The organism is Acidimicrobiales bacterium (assembly GCA_036273495.1).
In the GTDB taxonomy this organism is placed as follows: domain Bacteria; phylum Actinomycetota; class Acidimicrobiia; order Acidimicrobiales; family JAJPHE01; genus DASSEU01.
This window is the reverse complement of record DASUHN010000350.1, coordinates 1-15,542: the sequence shown is the minus strand read 5'-3', so window position 1 is coordinate 15,542 and position 15,542 is coordinate 1. Positions and strand designations below refer to the sequence as shown.

The following is a 15,542-nucleotide window of genomic DNA, read 5'->3' as shown; positions in this document are numbered from 1 at the left end:
CCGACGATGGCCGTTCCCCCGCCGGCCATCGAGCCCTGGTCCGGGAAGGGTCTGGTTCGTGACGGCCTGCAGATGTCGCGCTTCTACCCGTTCACCTCACTGTGGAACTTCGTGGCCCTGCCGGCCGCCAGCGTCCCGATCGGGCTCACGCCGGCCGGCCTGCCGGTCGGTGGCCAGCTCCTCGGCGGCCCGGGGTCCGAGGCAACCCTGGTCGGGCTCTCACGGCAGCTCGAGTCGGTCCTCGGCTGGGCCGAGCTGCGGCCCCCCGATCTGGAGAGTCAGTGATCGCTGGACACCTCGACCGCAGCGGATCGTCATCGCTCCGGAGCTGAGATCAAACCGAGGTGGGCCAGGGAGTTGGCGAGATGGTCCGGGGGGAAAGGCGGAAAGCCGATGTGCCGGCGGAGGTCCTGCCGTCTCCCGTGTCATAACCCGGGTACCAGGTCTGACGGCGGCGGCCTCGGGAACTCATCGCCCGACCAGGCACAAACCATCCCTGTCCTGGGGCCGGGGGGCGGGAGACCTCCGAAAGCTGATCTCCAGCTCCTTGCCGGGAACGGTGCCCCGGCGGCCGACAAGATGGGGGATGATGTCGGCGCAGGACGGATCGGGTGGGACCAAGGGGGCGGTTGTGGCTCGAAAGTACGGGATCATCTCCGGGGACGGACACGTGGAGACTCCGCCGACGGGCTGGGTCAGATACGTCCCGGAGAAGTACAAGGACCGGGCGCCCCGCCTCATCCGGCTCCCCGACGGCTCCGACGGCTGGCTGGTGGAGGGCCAGCCCATGCTCCACAACGGCCAGAACATCAAGGGCCGGGGACCGGTGAAGTTCGCCAACGCCAGCTACTTCAACGAGGACGGGTCCCCCCGGGAGGGAGCGGGTGACGGCACCCAGCGGCTCCACGAGCAGGACATCGACGGGGTCGACGCCGAGGTGCTCTTCGCCCCGGTGTTCGTGGCCGGGTTCATCGAGTCCATCGCCGACAAGCAGATCTACCTGTCCATCGTCCAGGCCTACAACAGCTGGCTGGCCGAGGAGTACTGCTCGGTGGCGCCGGACCGTCTCATCGGCAACGCCCTGATCCCCACGTGCGGCATCGAGGCCGCCATGGAAGAGCTGAAGCGCGCCAAGGAGCTGGGCTTCAAGTCGATCCAGCTCCGGCAGTTCCCGAACGGATCCGGGGCGCCCAAGCCTGAGGACGACCGCTTCTGGGAGTCGGCGCTGGAGTTGGGACTGGCGCTGTCGCCGCACTTCAGCTTCGGCGGGGCGGTCTGGAGGGGTGACCCCAGGGCCGACACCTCCCAGTGGTCAGTGGAGGCGGCCATGTCACAGCATGCGCCGATGGCACCGGCGGCCACCCTGGCCCAGCTCATCGTCCACGGCGTGTTCGACCGTTTCCCGGAGATCCGCTTCTACTTCGCTGAGCTCAACTGCGCCTACATCCCCGGGATGCTGTACTACATGGACCGGAACTACCACGAGTTCAACGACTGGTTCGACCTGAAGCTCGAGAAGGAGCCCTCGGAGTACATCCTCGAGCACACGCTCTTCGGGATGGTGCGGGACGCCCCGATGCTCGAGATGGGGCACCTGGTCCCGTTGGAGAAGTTCGTCTGGGGCAGTGACTTTCCCCACTCGGTCGGGACCTTCCCGACGTCCCGGCAGTACATCAAGGACGCGTTCGACGGCATGGAAGAGGGCCTGCGCCGGCGGCTCCTGGTCACCAACATCTGCGACCACATCGGGCTCGACCCCGACGCCACGATCACGGACACGCCCGAGCACTGACGCAGGAGGTCCCTGCCCACGATGAGCGGCGGCGTCGCAGTGGCGGCGTGACGACAGACCCCGTGTTCCGGACCGATCTCTATCGGGGGGCCGCCCCCTACTACGACCGGTACCGGCCGCCATATCCCGAGACGCTGTTCGACGACCTCCTCGGGAGGCTGCCGGTGTCGGGGACGGGGCGGCTGTTGGACCTGGCGTGCGGCACCGGACAGGTGGCCTTTCCGCTCTCACCGCACTTCGTCGAGGTGGTTGCGGTCGACCAGGAGCCGGATGCCGTTCAGTTCGGGCGGACCAAGGCGGCGGCGGGTGCGGACAACATCAGGTGGGTGACCGGATCGGCCGAGACCGTGGCCCTCGATGGATCCTTCGAGCTCATCACCGTCGGTAACGCCTTCCACCGCCTGAAGCGCCGGGTCGTGGCCGAGCGGATGCGGTCGTGGGCCGGCCCCGGGGGCGGGGTCGCAATCGTGTGGGGCGATACGCCCTCGCAGGGGGACCTCCCGTGGCAGAAGGCCCTGGAGGACCTCATCGTCGAGTGGATGGCCCGGGCCGGCACCACGGACCGGGTTCCCGCCGGCTGGGCGTCCGTAATGGAGAGCGATCCCCACGAGGCTGTCCTCCGGCGGGCCGGGTTCGACTACCTCGGCAGGTTCGGGTTCAGCGCCGATCAGACGTGGACGGTGGAGACGCTGATCGGCTTTCTGTACTCGACGTCGATGCTCAACCGGAGCGCCCTCGGCACCAAGTCGGAGGAGTTCGAACACGAGCTGGCCGAGCGGCTGGGGCCCTACTCGCCTGATGGCAGCTTCCGGTTCCCGGCCACCTACGCCTATGAGCTGGCGAGGTGGCCCGGCCCGGCCTGAGATCGGCCGGCGCCCCGCGCCTGGGAGCCGGTGGTGGTCAGTGCGCGCCGAGCTCGTGTTCGGAGTGGCCGGCCATCTCCAGCTGGATGGTCGAGTGCTCCACGTCGAACTCACCGATCAGAGCCGCCTGGAGGGCGTCGAGAATCTGCGGGGCGTGCCCGTCGGCGAAGCAGGAGTCGTCCACCACGACGTGGGCCGAGATGGCCGGGAGGCTGGACGTGAGCACCCAGGCATGGAGGTCGTGGACCTCCAGGACGTGGTCGTCCGCCGCCAGCAGATGACGGCGGACGGCATCGAGATCGACACCTTCGGGGGTTCCCTCGAGCAGGATGTGCCCGGACGCCCGCAGCAGGCCCCATGCCGCCCGACCCATCAGCCCGACCACCACCAGTGAGGCGATGGCGTCGGCCCGCCGGTATCCGGTGGTGATGATCACGGCTGCCGCCACCGCTGTGGCGATGAATCCGGCCGCGTCGGTGACGATGTGCTGGAAGGCTCCCTCCACATTGAGCCCTGAGCTCCTGGCCCCCGCCAGCACCCAGGTGGCTGACACGTTGACGACCACCCCGGCCAGCGCCACGGCCAGGATGGTGGGGCCGGCCACCCGGATCGGGTGCAGGAGGCGCTGAACCGCCGCGACCAGCACGATCCCGCCGACGACGACCAGGGTCACACCGTTCACCGAGGCGGCGAGGATCTCGGCCCGCTTGAATCCGTAGCTCCAGCGCGCCGACACCGGCTGGGCCGCCAGGCGGATGGCCCACAAGGCGCCGGCCAGGGCCCCGGCGTCGATGAGCATGTGACCGGCATCGGCCAAGAGGGCCAGAGAGTGGGCCAGGACCGCCGCCGTCACCTCGGCGACCATGAAGGCGCTGATCAGCCCGAGGGCGATCAGCAGGGAGCGGCGGTCCGTGCTCTCGTCGACGTGGTGGTGATCGTGGGCGTGGGTCACAGGCGCAGCGCTCCATATCGGAGCGTGGAGCAACCGGTCACCCCGCGGAGACCGGCCGGCTCAGGCCCTCGTGTCGGCGTCGGAGAGTCTCGCCTCGTCGATGGTGGGCTGGAACAGCTCCACCGGATTGCCCGAGGGGTCCTCGGCGATCGTCTGCTTGCCGCCCGCTCCCTGCACGATCTCGTTGCGGAACCGGACACCGCGTCCTCGGAGCTTCTCGACCAGCTCGTCGAGGTCGTCCACCTCGAGGGAGAATCGATTCCAGCCTCCCGGCGTGGGCAGCGTGCCGTCGGCCATGGCCGCTCCCCCTCCCGGCCCTCCACCGGGCGCCGACAGGACGAGGCGCAGGTCTCCGCGGGTGAGCATGGCGAAGCTCGGGGCCGGATGCATCACCTCTGTGAACCCCAGTGAGCCCGCGTAGAAGGCGATCGCCTCGTCGACGTCGTTCACGATGTACCGCACGCTCACGGTCGCCATGGGCCCTCCCCGGCGAGATCCGCCCGACCCGCCCGTTCCGGGAGCCATCGTAGCGGTCACCGGCACCTACGAACCGGTTTGATCAGGCGCCGCGCCGCTCCGTGACAATCCGTCGCACGGCGTCGGGGTCGTCGGGCGTGATGGTGGGCCGGATGCGGCCACCGGTGTCCAGGACCAGCGCCACCGACTTCTTGGGCCGTCCGGGGTCGAGGTTCCACCAGTGGACGAAGTCCCCCGACCCCCAGATGCGCCAGCGCCGGAGGCGATTGGCCCCGGACAGTCGGAGATCGCTGACCCCGCGGATCGAGGCGTACGGGATCCGCTTGGTCCCCCAGGGGTAGTACCAGGCGACCCTGAGCCCGTGGTCGTCGCAGGAGATGCGGCCGTCGTCGTACGGCAGGGCGCTGCTCATGCGGCCTGGCGGGTCCGGGTCACTCCTTGAGCGCCACCTGGTTCGGGACCACGTTCATCTTCGGCTCGTACTCGGCCACCTCGATGTCCCTGCCCTCGGAGCGGAACCGGGCCCGCAACTCGTCACGACACTGCCCACAGGGCCCGTAGGTCAGCGCTTCAGCCGGTCGTTGACACCGCGGGCAGGTGAAGGACAGGGGTTCGAACGCCACCCGCCGATGATGCCATACCTCGATCCGACGCCGGGAAGCTCCCTGCGCCGGTGCCGCCACCCGAGCTCGGCGGCGGGATGCTGCCACCGTCACTCGTGTAGAAGAGACCCTCCGATGAAAGTGATGCTGGACCCGGCCCGGGCGCGGACCTCGGCCGAGCGGTCGTCGTCCCGGAGGCGGCGGCGCCGGTGGGCCGCGGCCGTGGTGATCGTGGCCGTCCTGGTGTGGGTGCCACGAGTGCCCGGGCATCATCAGGCCTCCGTGCTGGGGGACCTGGCGGCATCCGACCTCGTCGCGGCCGTGACCAGAGCCGTCCCCGTTGTCCGGGACCGTCCAGCGCAACCGTGCGCCCGGTTGGAGTCGGAGTTCGAGACCAACACCAATCTCCTGCGGAACTACGAGATCGGCTGGTACGCGAGCATCTGGTCGGACTACCACGCCCTCAACGCTTTGTACTTCACGTCCCTCCGGCCTGGTGGCCAAGCCTGCCGCACCGACGTCGAGGACAACGTCGCCGCCATCGACGCCTCCTACTGGGACACCTCCTACGGCAAGGCGCCGGCCGCCTTCGACCAGGGGCCGGCCGCCATCCACTTTCATCCCGACCCGCCGCGGGTGGACGACAGTCTGTGGATGGCCCTGGCGGTGGACCAGGACTACCTCACGACCGGGCACCGGGCCGATCTGGCCAGGGCGGCGGCGGTCTTCCGCATGGCTATCGCCAACTGGGACCCGCGCCATGGCGGCATCTACTGGAAGAGCCACACCGACGGTGGGACCGACCACGAGAAGGCGGTCGTGTCGAACGCCCCCGCCGTCGTCCTCGGCAGCGCCCTCTATGCGGAGACGGGCCAGTCGAGCTACCTGACCTGGAGCGCCCGCATCCTGGACTGGGTCGAGCACAACCTCCGGGACCGGGGGACCGGCCTGTACGACGACCACATCGGGGACGACACCGGACCGGCGACGATCGACGCCGACAAGCTCACCTACAACCAGGGCATCGTGGTCGGCGCCATGGCCGCCCTGGCGACCGTGGATCCGGCTCGGCACCCGCTGGTTGATGCCGTCGATCTGGCCCGGCGCTCCATGGCCTACTTCAGGGTCCACCACACCTACGGGATCCCGCCCTACGACGCCATATGGGCCCAGAACCTGTTGTGGACCGCCGGCCTCTACCGGAACGCGGCATTCACCGGCGCGGCCCGCTCCTCCCTCGACCTGGCCCGGCGGGCCGACCCCGTCGGCTCGTCCGACCTGCTCGACGAGGGGGCCGAGATGGCGCTCGAGGCGCTGAGCCGCCTACCGGCGACCGGGTACCCGGAGCTGTCCCCCGTCCGCGCCCCCGGGCCCGCGGTCAGAGGATCGACGGAACCTTCCGCGCCAGGATCTCCCTGAGCGTGACGGCCAGCCTCGACACGCCGGCCTCCTTCACCACGACGGCGTCGGCATCCCGGGCCCGCTCGTCCATCTCGTCGGTGCCCACCGAGGAGTAGAGGACGACCGGGGTGCCGGGAGCCACCCTTCGGATCTCCGGCAGGGCGTCGAGGCCGTTCATCACCGGCATCATCACGTCGAGGATGACCGCATCGGGCTGGTGGCCGGCCACGACCTCGATCCCGGCCCGGCCGTCGACCGCCTCACCCACGATCTCGAACCCGTCGGCCCCGAGCGCCATGCGGAGCAGGAGCCGGATGTCGTCGCTGTCATCGATGACCACCGCCCGTACCGCCATGCCAGCCTCCCGCCGGTAACCACCGCCTGGGGGATGAATCGGACATATCGGGGGGAACCTGAGATCCGGACACTCCTCTTGCGGATATTTTCGCCGGGGACGGCCCGCCGGATCCGGCCCGTCAGGCGGCCGGGGCCCCGGCCAGGGCCACGTCGGCCACCCGCTGGAGCACGACCGGCAGAGGAACGCCCTTGGTTATGTAGGCCCGGGCGCCGGCGTCGAGGGCCGACTGCTCCAGCGCCGGCGAGACGAAGCCGGACATCACGATCACCTGGCTGTCCGGGGACACCCGCAGCAGCTCGGGGAGCACGTCGATGCCGCCCCGGTCGGGCATCACCAGGTCGAGGAGGATCACGTCGGGCTGGAGCTCGCCGGCCGCGGCGACCGCCTGGGTGCCGTCGCTGGCTTCGCCGAGGACGCGGAGCGGGCCGCGGGCCGCCCGGATGGCGGTGCGCATCAAGAAGCGCATGTCGCTGGAGTCGTCGACCAGCAGCACGCCGTAGCGCCCGGCCTCCTGGCGCAGGTCGATCTCGACCTGGCCGGCCGGATCGGGCCGGTGCTCGGCCAACCAGCGCGCCACGTCGGGCCCGGACAGCGGGGGGCACCAGAACCGCCCCTGGCCGAGCTCGCACCCGAGGGCGCACAGCTCTCCCACCTGGGTCTCGGTCTCCACGCCCTCGGCCACGACCAGCATCCCGAGGGCATGGCCGAGGCTCACCACCCCCGCCACGATGGCCGTGTCGCTCGGCTCGTAGCCGAGCCCGGCCACGAAGCTGCGGTCCACCTTCAGCTGGTGGAAGGGGAGCTGGCGCAGATGGACCAGGGAGGAGTACCCGGTGCCGAAGTCGTCGAGGCTGAGGCGCACACCGAGGCGGTGGAGCCGGGCCAGCGTGAGGCGGGCCGACTCGAGGTCGTCGACCATGGCGCTCTCGGTGATCTCGAGGCACAGCCGGGACGGCGGGAGCCCGGTCTCGGCCAGCACGTCCTCGACCATCTGGACCACGCTGCGCTCCGAGAGCTGCCGCGGTGACAGGTTGACCGAGACCGCCAGCGGATCGGGCCAGCTGACCGCCTGCCGGCACGCCTCGGTCATCACCACCCGACCCAGGGCCCCGATGAGACCGGCGTCCTCGGCGACGGGGATGAACTCCCCCGGCTCGACGTCCACCCCGGCGTGGCGCCAACGGGCCAGCGCCTCGCACTCGACCACCCGGCCGTCGACCACCGAGACCACGGGCTGGAAGTGGACCCGGATCCCGCCCGACACCAGGGCGTCGCGCAGGGCCGCCTCCAGCTCGAGGCGGCGGCGGGCCCGCTCGCGGATCGTCTCGTCGTACACCTCGGCCCGGTTGCGGCCCTGCTCCTTGGCCCGGTACATGGCGGCGTCCGCCTCCCCGAGCAGTCGCTCGGCGGTGGAGTCGGGCCCCCCGATGGCCAGGCCGATGCTGCCCGAGACCTGAACGTGACCGTCGCCGACCTGCACCGGCTGGCAGAGAGGAAGGCGGACCCGCTCGCACATCTCCACGGCGTCCTCGGGGGTCGTCAGCCCGTCGCACACGACGACGAACTCGTCCCCCCCGATGCGACCGACGGTGTCGGTGGCCCGGACCGCCTCCGCCAGCCGCCCGGCCAGGGTGCGGAGCAGCTCGTCTCCGGCGGCGTGCCCGTAGGTGTCGTTGACCAGCTTGAAGCGGTCCACGTCGACCAGCACCACCGCCACGTTGCGGCCGCTGCGCCGGGCCCGGGCTATAGCCCCCTCCAGGCGGTCGAGCAGCAGGGTCCGGTTGGGCAGCCCGGTCAGCGGGTCGTGCAGGCCCCGCTGGGCCAGGGCCTCCTCGAGCGCCTTCCGGGAGCGGATGTCGCGCACCACGGCGTCGACCCACATGAGCGTGCCGTCCTTCTCCGGGACCGGCGCCACCCGGAGCTCGGTCCACACCCAGTGGCCGTCCCGGTGACGGAGACGCAGCTCGGCGGTGCCGGGCCGGGAGCCGAACGGGTCCGCCAGGTTCGACCGGTCGTCGGGATGGACCAGGCCCAGCACGAAGGAGTTGCCGGCGGCCAGCTCGGCCGGCGTGTAGCCGAGGAGCTGCTCGACCGAGGCGGACACGTACTCCAGCTGCCAGGAGTCGCCGAGGCGGTAGCGGGCCAGGACGTCGCCGTCGTGGTCGGCCAGCTGGGTGGCGACGTTGGCGGCGATCGACGCTTCGGCGGCGGCTCTACGAGGAGTCACGCCGGGCCGCCGCCACGGAGAGCGCGTTATCTACCACAAAGAGTCTTATATCCCAAGACGGACAAATCCGACCAGACCCATTTACGAAATGACCCGTTCGGACTAGTCCGCAACCCGGCGCCTGTACGGACCACCCGACCTGCGGATCGCCTGGTTGACTACCGGCCGGGAGAAGCTCAACCTCGTCGGGGGAAGGCCAGCCTCACCAGTGATCCGAGATTCCCAGCCTTCTCCGGCGCCCCTCCTTCCCCGCCGCAGCTTCCTGGGGGCCATGGTGGCCGGCGGGGCCGGGGCGGTGCTGTCCGCGTGCAGCGGCTCGGCCGGGCGTCCCTCCTCCTCCGCCGTGAGGACCAGGACCACGGTGCCCGGAATGGCCTTCGCCGGCGTCCCGACCACCGGCCGGACAGCCGGGTCGCTCCCCTTCCCCCACCTCGCCGCCGGCACCGACACCCTGCCCCAGATCGAGCACATCGTCGTCGTGATGATGGAGAACCACTCCTACGACAACATCCTCGGGATGTCGGGGCGGGGTGACGGGTTCAGGCTGAACAACGGCGTTCCCACCGCGACCAATCCGGACGGGCACGGCAACCTGGTCCACGCCTTCCCCATGCCGACCCCGTGCCAGCCGAAGTCCCATCCGTCGAACTCCTGGTCGGCCACCCACGCCAGCTACGCCGGGGGGAGGATGGACGGCTTCGTCACCAGTGCCAGCGGTCCGGTGTCGATGGGCTACTTCACCTCCGCCGATCTGCCCTTCACCGTCGGGCTGGCCCAGGTCTTCCCGGTCGCGGACCGCTACTTCTGCTCGGTCATGGCCCAGACCTACCCCAACCGCCGGTACCTGCTGGCAGGGACCTCTCTGGGTCTTACCATCGACACCCTCCCCACCGTCCTGCCGCCCAACGGGACCATCTTCGACACCCTCAACCGGTACGGCATCGCCTGGAGGAACTACTACACCAACCTTCCGACCGCGGGCGTGTTCCTCCCCCTCCTCAAGCAGGCTCCGATCGCCTCCCGCCTGGCCCCGATCGCGTCGTTCTACGCGGATGCGGCGGCGGGCCGCCTGCCCGCCTTCTGCATCGTCGACCCCGACTACAACAAGCAGTCGGAGGAGGACCCCCAGGACGTCCAGTACGGGGACCAGTTCCTCGGCCGGGTCGTCAACGCGGTGATGGACGGGCCGGGGTGGTCGAAGACCCTCCTCCTGTGGACCTACGACGAGTCAGGCGGGTACTACGACCACGTGCCCCCTCCGGCGGCAGTGCCGCCCGACGACGTCGCTCCCCAACTCCTGCCCATCGATCCGCCCGGGAAGTTCGACCGGTACGGGCTCCGGGTGCCGTCCGGCGTGGTGTCCCCGTACGCCAGGAAGAACTACGTGTCGCACGTCACCTACGACCACACCTCGGTGCTCAAGCTGGTCGAGACCAAGTGGAACCTGCCGGCCCTGACGGCGCGTGACGCCAACGCCGCCAACCTGCTCGACATGGTGGACCTCGAAGCCCCCCCGGCGTTCCTGGTGCCGCCGAAGCTCCCGAGCGCCGCCAACCCGGTCCCGCTCTCCGGATGTCTCACCACCGGGCCCGGGGTGATCCCTCCCCCGGGGGCGGTCACGCCTGCCTGACCGGGCCTTCAGCTGGAGTCCTCCCACAGGTGGAGCCCTCCCACAGGTGGAGCCCCCCCATCGGCCCGGCCCCGGGCGCCCGAGATGGCTCAAAGCTTCCGGTCCGCCCGATTTCCCCCCTTGTCCACGCGCCGGGTGGCGGACACACTCGATGTTGACGCAGTTCCCGCGGACCACAGGGAGGTGGAGATGGCCGATTCCCCCGAAGACGTGATCGTGGAATTCGAGAAGGCGGCCGTGACCAATGACTTCTCGGCCCTGGCCGACCTCTACGAGGAGGACGCCCTTCTGGTGATGGCGACCATGGAGGTCCGGGCCCGGGGCAGGGACGAGATCAAGGCGACGTGGGAAGGGATGTCGGCCATGGGCCAGTTCCTGGCCCTCGACATCGAGTCCCGCGAGATCGTCCGGGACGGCAACCTGGCCGTTGCTCATCTCGTGGCGACGGTCCGCCTGGAGTCCCCTGACTCAACCGAGGCGACCCTCATCCCAGTGCGGGCCACCGAGGTGATGCGGCGCGGTGATGACGGGAAGTGGCGCTACCTGATCGATCACTCCTGAGGGCGCGGACGCCGGCTCCCCTTCGGCCCGACAACGGGTAGCACCGACCGCTCCCGTGCTGGCCGAGACACCAGGGGGATGATCGCCCGCGTCTCAATCTGCGGTGTTCGGGGCCGCCGAGCGCTTCTTCGGTCCCGCCTACATCGGCGACCTGGCCCGCTCGTGGATCCCCGCCCTCCACGACGTGGAGGACAAGCGGCGCCGGGATGCCAAGGGCCGCCCAAACGCCGTTCAATCTGGTCCTCGAGGCCCAGGCCGTGAGAACCCCGGTCACGTTGTTCCTCGCGTAGTAGGACCCTGAGCCCGGCGGGTCGAATAAGGCCCTCCGATGCAACCGGTCGGGATGAGGCGTCGGCGGGGGGCCGTTCTGGGCACGCTCGGGTTGGCGGCGGTGGCGCTGGCCTCCGGCCTGGTCGGCCCGGGCCGGGGGGCACGCGGCAGCCCGGCGGCGGCGCCGGCGTGGGCCCGCCCCGCCCTGGCCGCCCACGGCCACTCCGAGCTCCGCACGCCCGGCGCGGTGCCCGACCCGGCCCGGGCGGCGGGGACCGACACCCTGCCGGGCGTGAGCCACATCGTGGTGCTCATGCTCGAGAACCACACCTTCGACAACCTCTTCGGGATGCTGGGCCGGGGGGACGGCCTGGCGCGGGGCCGCAACGGCGCGCCCACCGCCACCAACCCGTACCCGGACGGGAGGGTGCAGCACGCATTCCACATGCCGACGACGTGCCAGCTCTCCTCCACCCCGAGCCAGGAGTGGGCGGCCAGCCACAACGCCTATGACAACGGGCGCAACGACGGCTTCGTCCGCACTCCGATCAGCCCCGCCACCACCCGGATCGTCGGCGGGGTGGCCATGGGCTACTGGACCGGCGCCGACCTCCCGTTCACCTACAGCCTGGCGTCGACCTTCCCGATCGCCGACCGCTGGTTCTCCTCGGCCCTGGCCCAGACCGATCCCGAGCGGCGCTTCCTCGTGGCCGCCACCGCGGCGGGCATGACCGACGACATCGGAACCAGCCCGGGCAACGCCGTGCCCGACGCCGGGCTGGCCACGCCGGACCCGACCATCTTCAACGAGCTCGACACCCACGGGATCAGCTGGACCGACTACGCCGCCAGCTACCCGACGGGAGCGACGCCCGAGCTGTTCCCCGTCACCGACGGTCCCACCGAGGCGCTGCACCACGCCGGTTTCGACCAGTTCTACAACGACTCGGCGGCGGGGAACCTTTCGTCGTTCACCCTCCTCGATCCCGACTACGGCACCCAGTCGCAGGAGAACCCGCAGAACATCGCCGTGGGCGAGGGGCTTCTGGCCCGGGTGGTGGACGCCCTCGGGTCGTCCCCGCTCTGGCCGAGCACCATGCTCGTCGTCACCTACGACGAAGGGGGCGGTTACTACGACCACGTCCCTCCCCCCTCCGCCCTCGCGCCCGATGCCGTCCCGCCGATGGTGCAGCCGGGTGAGGCGAGCTACGACGGGTACGCCAGGTACGGATTCCGGGTGCCGGCCGTGATCGTGTCCCCCTACGCCAAGCGGGGCTACGTGAGCCACCGGCTCTACGACCACACCTCGATCCTGGCCATGGTCGAGCGGAAGTGGAACCTGCCCGCCCTCACCTACCGGGACGCCAACGCCAACGATCTGACCGACTTCCTCGATCTCGGTGCGCTGGCCCGCCACGCCCCGACCTTCCCCAAGCTGCCCAGGCTGGCCCCTCCTGGAGACACCCCGGCGGCGCTGGCGTGCTCGAAGACCGGCCCGGGGGCCGTCCCCCCGCCCGGCTCGGTCACCTCGTGACGACGACCGACACGGCCGTTGCCGTAACAGGCATCGCGCACCGTATTTGAGTCCCTGACAGCAGGGGGGACCTGGGGTACCCTGCCGCGTTCGGCGAACGAAGGGCTCAACAGATGAGACGGTTCCTCACTCCCAGCGCGGTTGTCCTCGGCCTGGTGGCCATCGGCGGAGCGGCATGTGGCAGCAGCGGCAGCGCCCCGGCTGCCTCGGGCACCACGTCGACCTCGGCAGCGAGCGCCAGCAAGACGGCGTTCTGCAGTGCCAACACCACGTTGGACAAGGCGTCCAGCAGTGTCACCTCAGGCGCCGACTTCATCAGTGTCCTCAAGTCACACGCCTCGACGCTGGCCACCCTCAAGGCCAACCTCCCGCCCGGCAAGGTCGGCACCGAGGCCAAGGCCCTCCTCCAGGCCGCCGACACCGCGGTCGCGACCAACAACCCCAACGCCCTGTTCAACCCCTCGCTGCAGGCCAACGGCGGGGACATCGACACCTATTGCGGAGTGGACGGCAGCGGTAACCCGCTCCCCGCCTACTTCGGGGCCGGGAAGAGCACCGCCTTCTGCGGGGTCAACGACCAGATCTCGGCCGGTACCGAGTCCGCCCAGGGCCCGGCCGACATCCTCACGTTCCTCTCCGCCCACCCCGATCTGGTCAGCCAGTTCACGGCTGACGTGCCGAATCTCCCGTCGTCGATCAAGTCGCAGGCCCAGGACCTGGCGACCGCGGCCAAGCAGGCCATCTCCAGCAAGGACGCCACCCCTCTCGGTACCGACGCCATCACCACCGACGCCATGAACGTCTCGCTCTACTGCGGGCAGAACCAGTAGGCCAAGGTCGCGGACCGGGGCGGCGATGACAAGGTTCGCCCCGGTCCGCGATGTGACCGGCCGGCGCTTGGGGACCGGGATTCGAGCATCTGTGGTCGCGCCGCCGTCATGGTCAGAGCGCTAGATGAAGGCGCAGCGCGTCGTCGAGGGCCGCGATCAGATCACCGGTGAGCGCCCCGAGTCGAGAACCGACGCGCTCGACGGCTACTGAGCGGACTTGTTCAGCTTGAGCCTTGGAGTCGCGCTCGAGGCCAGTGCTCGCCGCATCCAGGATCACTTGGAACGGATATAGGCGAGCCACATTGGACGTGACAGGAACGACGGTGACGACGCCGCGCCCCAGGCGCTCGGCGGTCATGTTCGCTCCGTCATTGCTCACGATGACCGCCGGTCGGCGCTTGCCCGCCTCTGCGCCTCGGGTCGGATCGAGGTCCACGAGGCGAATCTCGCCCCGGCGCATCAGCTCAGCCCATCGCTGACCGTGGACTCCCACAGCTCGGCGTCGGAGCTGTCCGCCCACTCGACCCACGCCTCCTCGTAGGCCGGTCCGAGCTGGGACGCGCGTAGGAGTCGCACCGCCTTGTGCACGACCGCCGACCGTGACCCGATGCCCTGGCTATCGGCGTAGCGGTCCAGGAACTCGACGTCTTCCTCGGGAAGGCTCACGCTGAGCTTCATACTCGGATACTACTATGGGTAGGTACGTAGTAGGAAAGCTAGCGGGGCGACGTTTGCCCCGTCATCGGGTTCCAGGTCCTCTTCGCCCTGCAGCCTCGTCGTCTCTTCGCCTGGTAGCCGGGCGTTCGCAACTGCTATTCCGCAGCCGAGTCGATCGACGGCCAGGGGATCGCGGGGAGGAGGTGGCAGGGGTGCCTTCGCCCGGCTGCGGGGCCAGGTCCTCGTCGTGCTGTAGGCGCGCTCACCCGCCCGCCGGCTTCGGCGGCCCGACCGTCGAGGCTTCGGGGCCGAAACGCTCGACGTAGCCGGGGTGCACGTCGGCCCAACCGCTCATCCGCTCCCGGGGGCTGTCGCTGCCGTCGAGGGCGGCCCCGAGCGCGTCCAGGCAGACATGCCATCCCGCCGCGTCGCGCGCCGCTTTGCCCCGCTCGTCGAAGGTGTGCAGGAGGGTGAGGTTGGTGAACGCACCGGACCCGGCGACCTCGAAGCGGATCCGGTCCGGCCCCCACCGGAACTCGAACACGGACCGGGGCTGGTAGGCGAGGACCTCGCCGTCGAAGGGCGGGGCCTCGTCCTCGGGGAAGGTGAAGCGCAGGGCGTGGCCCGCCTCCCGGGGGCCGTCGATCGTCGTCGGGAACCAGGCGGCCAGGTGCTCGGGTTCGGTCACCGCCCTCCACACCTTCTCGACGGGATACGGGTAGGTGCGCTCGAACCGCAGCTGCCACCAGCCGTCGGTCAGCTCCTCGGCGGTCCCGTAGTCGCGCTCGTCAGGATTCATCCGGCATCTCCTCGAGGTGTCGTCCCAGGTCCTCGAGGCTGGCGGCCCACAGCCTCCGGTAGGGCGCCAGCCAGTCGTCGATCTCGCGCAGGGCCGAGGTCCGGGCCCGGTACAGCCGGCGCTGGGCGTCGACCCGCGCCCCGACCAGCCCCGAGTCGCGGAGGATCCGCAGGTGCTTGGACACGGCGGGCTGGCTGAGCCCGAGGGCGTCGACCAGCTCCCCCACCGGACGCTCCTCGTCCCGGACCAGGTCCAGGATCCGCCGCCGGTGGGGATCCGCCAGCACCTCGAAGACAGACATTGCGCCTAGCATGCCTCCTACCGCATATAACTGTCAAGACATATTCAGCGGGAAAGAGCCCGGCCCCGCCATCATGGGCAGCCGTGAGCACGGCCCCGGCTGACTACGTGGTGCGGGCGGCGGCCACGGCCACCTTCGGGCGGGTCCTGCTGAGCGCCCGCGACCAGCACCTCGTCGTCGACGGCCCGGCCCAGAACGGCTGCCCGGGGGAGGCGCTGACCCCGGCCGAGCTGTTCCTCGGCGGGGTGGCGACGTGCGCGGTCGAGCTGGTGCAGGTCCTGGCCCGCC

General features: G+C 70.3%; 19 protein-coding genes. 9 read left to right on the top strand and 10 right to left on the bottom strand.

Going from position 1 to position 15,542, the window contains the following annotated elements; genetic code table 11:
- The 3 genes from VFW24_14915 to VFW24_14905 form a co-directional block, all read left to right on the top strand.
- A partial coding sequence (locus tag VFW24_14915) for an amidase family protein (GenBank protein HEX5268055.1) occupies positions 1-285 on the top strand: 285 nt, incomplete at its 5' end.
- Positions 286-631: 346 nt separating this feature from the next.
- A complete protein-coding gene (locus tag VFW24_14910) occupies positions 632-1,792 on the top strand; it encodes an amidohydrolase family protein (protein HEX5268054.1) in 1,161 nt (386 codons plus the stop codon).
- Positions 1,793-1,839: 47 nt separating this feature from the next.
- Entirely contained in the window at positions 1,840-2,655 is an 816-nt protein-coding gene (locus VFW24_14905) for a class I SAM-dependent methyltransferase (GenBank protein ID HEX5268053.1), read from the top strand.
- Positions 2,656-2,692: 37 nt separating this feature from the next.
- Here VFW24_14905 and VFW24_14900 read toward each other — a convergent pair whose 3' ends face one another.
- From VFW24_14900 to VFW24_14885, 4 genes are all read right to left on the bottom strand, one after another.
- Positions 2,693-3,607, bottom strand: a complete 915-nt coding sequence (locus tag VFW24_14900) for a cation diffusion facilitator family transporter (protein ID HEX5268052.1) — start codon at positions 3,605-3,607, stop codon at positions 2,693-2,695.
- A gap of 60 nt (positions 3,608-3,667) precedes the next feature.
- Positions 3,668-4,075, bottom strand: a complete 408-nt coding sequence (locus VFW24_14895) for a VOC family protein (protein HEX5268051.1) — start codon at positions 4,073-4,075, stop codon at positions 3,668-3,670.
- Between the two features lie 91 nt (positions 4,076-4,166).
- Positions 4,167-4,496: a hypothetical protein gene (locus VFW24_14890; GenBank protein HEX5268050.1), complete on the bottom strand. Its 330-nt coding sequence runs from the start codon at positions 4,494-4,496 to the stop codon at positions 4,167-4,169.
- A 19-nt stretch (positions 4,497-4,515) separates the two neighbouring features.
- On the bottom strand, positions 4,516-4,707 hold the full coding sequence (locus VFW24_14885; GenBank protein HEX5268049.1) for a hypothetical protein: 192 nt from the start codon (positions 4,705-4,707) through the stop codon (positions 4,516-4,518).
- Between the two features lie 114 nt (positions 4,708-4,821).
- On the opposite strand from VFW24_14885, the gene VFW24_14880 reads away from it, so the two are divergent.
- Positions 4,822-6,105 (top strand): glycoside hydrolase family 76 protein, encoded by a 1,284-nt coding sequence (locus VFW24_14880; protein ID HEX5268048.1) that lies wholly within the window; start codon positions 4,822-4,824, stop codon positions 6,103-6,105.
- On the opposite strand, the gene VFW24_14875 is transcribed toward VFW24_14880, so the two are convergent.
- The gene (locus VFW24_14875; protein ID HEX5268047.1) at positions 6,065-6,442 is read right to left on the bottom strand and encodes a response regulator; all 378 of its coding nucleotides are present in this window, start codon (positions 6,440-6,442) and stop codon (positions 6,065-6,067) included. The genes VFW24_14880 and VFW24_14875 overlap by 41 nt on opposite strands.
- A 121-nt stretch (positions 6,443-6,563) precedes the next feature.
- Entirely contained in the window at positions 6,564-8,672 is a 2,109-nt protein-coding gene (locus tag VFW24_14870; GenBank protein ID HEX5268046.1) for an EAL domain-containing protein, read from the bottom strand.
- Between the two features lie 208 nt (positions 8,673-8,880).
- Between VFW24_14870 and VFW24_14865 the strand changes: the two genes are divergently transcribed.
- The 4 genes from VFW24_14865 (at position 8,881) to VFW24_14850 (ending at position 13,497) form a co-directional block, all read left to right on the top strand.
- Complete coding sequence (locus tag VFW24_14865; protein ID HEX5268045.1) at positions 8,881-10,302, top strand: alkaline phosphatase family protein; 1,422 nt, start codon at positions 8,881-8,883, stop codon at positions 10,300-10,302.
- A gap of 189 nt (positions 10,303-10,491) precedes the next feature.
- Positions 10,492-10,863, top strand: coding sequence for an SgcJ/EcaC family oxidoreductase (locus VFW24_14860; protein HEX5268044.1), 372 nt, complete (start codon positions 10,492-10,494; stop codon positions 10,861-10,863).
- Positions 10,864-11,206: 343 nt separating this feature from the next.
- Entirely contained in the window at positions 11,207-12,667 is a 1,461-nt protein-coding gene (locus VFW24_14855) for an alkaline phosphatase family protein (protein ID HEX5268043.1), read from the top strand.
- Between the two features lie 113 nt (positions 12,668-12,780).
- Complete coding sequence (locus VFW24_14850; protein HEX5268042.1) at positions 12,781-13,497, top strand: hypothetical protein; 717 nt, start codon at positions 12,781-12,783, stop codon at positions 13,495-13,497.
- A 112-nt stretch (positions 13,498-13,609) separates the two neighbouring features.
- Here VFW24_14850 and VFW24_14845 read toward each other — a convergent pair whose 3' ends face one another.
- The 4 genes from VFW24_14845 to VFW24_14830 form a co-directional block, all read right to left on the bottom strand.
- A complete protein-coding gene (locus tag VFW24_14845) occupies positions 13,610-13,957 on the bottom strand; it encodes a type II toxin-antitoxin system PemK/MazF family toxin (GenBank protein ID HEX5268041.1) in 348 nt (115 codons plus the stop codon).
- Positions 13,957-14,175, bottom strand: a complete 219-nt coding sequence (locus VFW24_14840; protein ID HEX5268040.1) for a ribbon-helix-helix domain-containing protein — start codon at positions 14,173-14,175, stop codon at positions 13,957-13,959. The genes VFW24_14845 and VFW24_14840 overlap by 1 nt, the downstream gene beginning before the upstream one ends.
- 241 nt (positions 14,176-14,416) lie before the next feature.
- Positions 14,417-14,953, bottom strand: coding sequence for an SRPBCC family protein (locus VFW24_14835; protein HEX5268039.1), 537 nt, complete (start codon positions 14,951-14,953; stop codon positions 14,417-14,419).
- Positions 14,943-15,254 (bottom strand): metalloregulator ArsR/SmtB family transcription factor, encoded by a 312-nt coding sequence (locus VFW24_14830; protein HEX5268038.1) that lies wholly within the window; start codon positions 15,252-15,254, stop codon positions 14,943-14,945. Before VFW24_14830 ends, VFW24_14835 begins: the two co-directional genes overlap by 11 nt.
- An 83-nt stretch (positions 15,255-15,337) precedes the next feature.
- On the opposite strand from VFW24_14830, the gene VFW24_14825 reads away from it, so the two are divergent.
- A partial coding sequence (locus VFW24_14825; protein ID HEX5268037.1) for a hypothetical protein occupies positions 15,338-15,542 on the top strand: 205 nt, incomplete at its 3' end.

Coding starts and splice junctions, on each gene's coding strand:
- VFW24_14835 (HEX5268039.1), bottom strand. CDS start 14,953: ATGAATCCTGACGAGCGCGACTACGGGACCGCCGAGGAGCTGACCGAC.
- VFW24_14855 (HEX5268043.1), top strand. CDS start 11,207: ATGAGGCGTCGGCGGGGGGCCGTTCTGGGCACGCTCGGGTTGGCGGCG.
- VFW24_14890 (HEX5268050.1), bottom strand. CDS start 4,496: ATGAGCAGCGCCCTGCCGTACGACGACGGCCGCATCTCCTGCGACGAC.
- VFW24_14880 (HEX5268048.1), top strand. CDS start 4,822: ATGAAAGTGATGCTGGACCCGGCCCGGGCGCGGACCTCGGCCGAGCGG.
- VFW24_14830 (HEX5268038.1), bottom strand. CDS start 15,254: ATGTCTGTCTTCGAGGTGCTGGCGGATCCCCACCGGCGGCGGATCCTG.
- VFW24_14860 (HEX5268044.1), top strand. CDS start 10,492: ATGGCCGATTCCCCCGAAGACGTGATCGTGGAATTCGAGAAGGCGGCC.
- VFW24_14845 (HEX5268041.1), bottom strand. CDS start 13,957: ATGCGCCGGGGCGAGATTCGCCTCGTGGACCTCGATCCGACCCGAGGC.
- VFW24_14840 (HEX5268040.1), bottom strand. CDS start 14,175: ATGAAGCTCAGCGTGAGCCTTCCCGAGGAAGACGTCGAGTTCCTGGAC.
- VFW24_14875 (HEX5268047.1), bottom strand. CDS start 6,442: ATGGCGGTACGGGCGGTGGTCATCGATGACAGCGACGACATCCGGCTC.
- VFW24_14850 (HEX5268042.1), top strand. CDS start 12,781: ATGAGACGGTTCCTCACTCCCAGCGCGGTTGTCCTCGGCCTGGTGGCC.